At 65.6% G+C, this 2,946-nt stretch carries 4 protein-coding genes; 3 read left to right on the top strand and 1 reads right to left on the bottom strand.

Annotated features, from left to right (window positions below; genetic code table 11):
• The 3 genes from ACILRA_RS21640 to ACILRA_RS21630 form a co-directional block, all read left to right on the top strand.
• Window positions 1-254: DUF3572 domain-containing protein (locus ACILRA_RS21640; protein ID WP_395664109.1), on the top strand; the 254-nt coding region annotated here is incomplete at its 5' end.
• Window positions 244-897 (top strand): hypothetical protein, encoded by a 654-nt coding sequence (locus ACILRA_RS21635; protein WP_395664108.1) that lies wholly within the window; start codon window positions 244-246, stop codon window positions 895-897. The genes ACILRA_RS21640 and ACILRA_RS21635, both read left to right, overlap by 11 nt.
• A 75-nt stretch (window positions 898-972) precedes the next feature.
• Window positions 973-2,253, top strand: a complete 1,281-nt coding sequence (locus ACILRA_RS21630; RefSeq protein ID WP_395664107.1) for a DNA polymerase IV — start codon at window positions 973-975, stop codon at window positions 2,251-2,253.
• A gap of 3 nt (window positions 2,254-2,256) precedes the next feature.
• On the opposite strand, the gene ACILRA_RS21625 is transcribed toward ACILRA_RS21630, so the two are convergent.
• The coding region (locus ACILRA_RS21625) for an aldehyde dehydrogenase family protein (protein ID WP_395664106.1) at window positions 2,257-2,946 on the bottom strand (690 nt) is incomplete at its 5' end.

Here is a 2,946-nt window from a genome sequence, read left to right as displayed (position 1 = left end):
AGGTCATCGCCCTGAAAGCGCTTAGCTTTCTGGCCACGGATCCGGAGCGGCTGTCACGCTTCATGGATCTGTCAGGCCTCGGGATCGGGGATATTCGCGCCTCCGCCGAAGACCCGGCCTTCCTCGGAGGCGTGCTCGATCACCTGTTGGCGGATGATTCCCTGCTCTTGATCTTTGCCGAGGAACATGGCCTGAAGCCGGAACGCATCGGCCAGTTGCGCCGCAAACTTCCTGGAGCCGCAGTTGATTTCTGACATCACCCTTGGTCAGCTCGAAGGCCTGACCTTCACCGGACGCCCGCTCGTCATCTGCGATGTCGACGAGGTGATCGTGCATTTCACGCGGGACTTCGAGCGCCTCCTGGCGCTGGAGAACCTGTGGCTCGACACGGCGAGCTTCGCGCTCAACGGCAATGTCAGGTGCCGCGACACCGGCGAGCCCGCCGGGGACCACCGGGTGGGAGAACTCATCGACCGGTTCTTCGACGAGCGCACCCGCCACATGGAGACGATCGACGGCGCGGTCGAATCGCTTCTTCACATCGGCGAGGCGGCCGATGTGGTGCTGCTCACCAATCTTCCCCATTCGGCAGGCGGGCACCGCCGCGAGAACCTGGCAGACCATGGCCTGCCCTTCCCGGTTGTTACCAATTCCGGCCCCAAGGGCCCGGCGATCAGCGACCTTCTCCGCCGCGCCGCCCGCCGTGACGCCGTCTTCATCGACGACAGCCCGCAATACATTGCATCGGCCTATGAATACGCGCCGGAGGTTCACCTCATCCACTTCCTGCACGATGAGCGCTTCGCACGCCACATCGCACCACTCGACTATGTCTCGCTGCGCACCGGCCGCTGGGACGAGGCGAAGCCGCATGTCATGGCGCTGATCGGGGCGTGAGGCCCGAAAGGCGGCGTCCTCCAGCGATCCCGCCGCGTGTTTCCCATTTCGCCGCCGCGCGCTAAACTCCCTGCCATGCATGACGGCGCTGAGACGGCGGGCTTCTGCCGCGACTGCCTTTCACTCGTCCGGGGTGATGAGCAGCGTTGCCGTGGCTGCGGCAGCCCGCGCCTCATCCGGCATCCGGAGCTGCATGCGCTGTCCATCGCCCATATCGACTGCGATGCATTCTATGCCGCTGTGGAGAAGCGCGACCGGCCGGAACTCGCCGACAGGCCGGTGATCGTCGGCGGCGGCACGCGGGGGGTCGTGGCCACCGCCTGCTATGTCGCGCGCATCCATGGTGTCAAATCAGCCATGCCCATGTTCAAGGCGCTGGCCCTCTGCCCGGACGCCGTGGTCATCAAGCCCGACATGGCGAAATACGCCGAAGCCGGAAGACTGGTTCGGGAGATGATGCTTGAAGTCACCCCGCTGGTCGAGCCACTCTCGATCGACGAGGCCTTTCTCGACCTCACCGGCACGGCGCGTGTCCATGGCATGAGCCCCGCCCTCACCCTGGCCCGACTTCTGACGCGCATCACGGAGAAGGCCGGCATCACCGCCTCAGTTGGCCTCTCCCACAACAAGTTCCTGGCCAAGCTCGCCTCCGACCTCGAGAAGCCGCGCGGCTTCTCCGTGCTGGGCCGCGCTGAAACGCTAAGCTTTCTCGCCGCGAAGCCCGTGGGCTTCATCTGGGGCGTGGGCAAGGCCATGCAGGCGGAACTCGCCAAGGGCGGCATCACCATGATCAGCCAATTGCAGCAGATGGAAAAGAACGACCTCATGCGCCGCTACGGCAGCATGGGCGCCAGGCTCTACCACCTCTCCCGCGGCGAGGACCAGCGCATCGTCTCGACCGAGGATCATTCGAAATCGATCAGCGCGGAGACAACCTTCAACACGGACATCAAGGACCGCGCCGAGCTTGAGCGCATCCTCTGGCCGCTGGCGGAAAAGGTCTCCCGCCGCGCCAAGGCGGAAGGGGTTGCCGGCCACACCGTGGTGCTGAAGCTCAAGACCACGGATTTCAAGACGCGCACCCGCAACGTCTCGCTTTCCGATCCCACCCTGCTCGCCTCACGCATCTATGACGCGGCCCTGCCCTTGCTTGGCCGCGAGGCGACGGGCGCCGCCTTCCGCCTCATCGGTGTTGGCATCACGGGCCTCACGCCAGCGAGCCCCGAGCAGGAAACCGAAACCCTCGACATGACAACCGCCGCCCGCGCCAGGGCCGAACTCGCCGTCGACAAGATCCGCGGCAAGTTCGGCCGCACCGCAGTGGCGCGCGGCATCGGCTTCGGCGAGGAGGAGTAAACGCTACATCGACATCAGCGCCGCATTGCCGCCGGACGCCGTGGTGTCGGTCGAGCACACGCGCTCGGTTGCGAAGCGGTGGAGATAGTGCGGGCCACCGGCCTTGGGGCCTGTGCCTGACAGGCCCTCACCACCGAATGGCTGCGCGCCCACCACGGCGCCGATCTGGTTGCGGTTCACATAGATGTTTCCAACCCGCATCAGGCGGCGCACTTCGGCTGCCGTGCGCTCGATGCGGGTGTGCAGGCCCAGCGTCAGGCCATAGCCCGTGCCATTGAGCGCCGCGCACACATCCGCCAGCCTGTCACCTCCAAAGCGCACCACATGCAGCACGGGTCCGAACACCTCGCGCGTGAGGCTCGACACCGATGAGATCTCATAGGCCGCAGGAGACACGAAGGTGCCTTTCGCGCAATCCGCCGGCAGGGCCATGTCGAGGATGGTCCTGGCCTCCGCCGCCATGCGGGCCTTGTGAGCCTCCAGCATCTGGCGCGCGTCATCATCGATCACCGGGCCGATGTCGGTGGCGTAATCCATGGGATCGCCGATCTTCAACTCCGCCATAGCACCTTTCAGCATGGTGATGACGCGGTCTGCCACATCCTCCTGCACGAACAACAGCCGTGCGGCCGAGCAACGCTGGCCTGCGCTGTCAAAGGCGGAGGCCAGCACGTCACGCACCGCCTGTTCGGG

Origin of the sequence: Aestuariivirga sp., from assembly GCF_044239095.1 — a bacterium.
Lineage (GTDB): Bacteria > Pseudomonadota > Alphaproteobacteria > Rhizobiales > Aestuariivirgaceae > Aestuariivirga.
Note: the sequence above shows the minus strand (reverse complement) of the source record. Positions and strands in the feature narration are given on the sequence as shown.

What these genes read in the sequence shown, in the direction of transcription:
- ACILRA_RS21630 (WP_395664107.1), top strand. Translation starts at nt 973, where the DNA reads ATGCATGACGGCGCTGAGACGGCGGGCTTCTGCCGCGACTGCCTTTCA.